1 protein-coding gene is annotated in these 933 nt (G+C 43.9%); it reads left to right on the forward strand.

The features are described 5' to 3' along the window. The first annotated feature begins 89 nt into the window (after positions 1–89). Positions 90–881 (forward strand): DUF1194 domain-containing protein, encoded by a 792-nt coding sequence (locus A3738_RS08240; protein WP_068476958.1) that lies wholly within the window; start codon positions 90–92, stop codon positions 879–881. Positions 882–933: the final 52 nt, after the last annotated feature.

The raw sequence follows: 933 nt of genomic DNA on the forward strand, positions 1-933 counted from the left end.
GCAATTTCTGCACAACCCGGTTCGCAGTCTGGAAAACTCCAAGGAAACGGAGAAAACCGATCAAGGTTCATAACTAAAGGGATTAAAAAATGAAAACACTAAAAACTGCATTAAAAGGAATAGCGACTGCTGCTGCTATTTCTCTCAGTGCCGCATCTGCAAACGCCGCCGTAATAGAGCTTGCGCTTGTTATCGACAGCTCAGGAAGTATCGGCTCAACCAATTACAACGCACAACTAGATGCCTATAAAAACATTTTCCAAGATGACTTTTTTACGAACGTTGTTACATCAAATGACGAATTGTATGTAAGTGCTTGGCGCTTCTCATCTGGTGTAACCGAAGCAATTTCATGGACGCATTTGACAAATGATACAGAAGCCGCTGCGTTTGGTGGATTATTCGACGGAGGCGTGACAACCGGTCTTAGCTATACATCAGGCACGACTAATACTGCCCAAGCTATTACTGATGCCGCAAACAGCATTACATCAAACTCAATTGATGGTGACAGTTTAATCATCGATATCTCTACAGACGGTTTCCCTAATGTATGTGGTAATGCTTGTGGGGGCGAGAGTGCATATGACGCAGCAATTAGTGCAGCAACAACAGCGAATTCAAACGGTATTACTGTTAACGCCATTGGTGTAGGGGATGCATTGACCAACGCGAGTGGACAAAACTTTTTAACAAGCTTAACCACTGCTGGCGGAGGTTTTTTTGTTACTGCGAACAACTTCAGCACTGACTTTGAAGCTGCATTGAGAACAAAACTGTTCAGAGAAATCAACGATGTTGAAGTATCTGAGCCGGGCACTTTAGCTTTGTTTGCTATCGGGCTAGCAGGATTAGCGGCAACACGTCGTAAAAAAGCGTAATTACGCCAAGCTCCTGACCATCAGTGTCAGGAGCTTATCTCCTCCACAAAAT

This window comes from Oleiphilus sp. HI0066 (genome assembly GCF_001635725.1).

Coding starts and splice junctions, on each gene's coding strand:
- A3738_RS08240 (WP_068476958.1), top strand. CDS start 90: ATGAAAACACTAAAAACTGCATTAAAAGGAATAGCGACTGCTGCTGCT.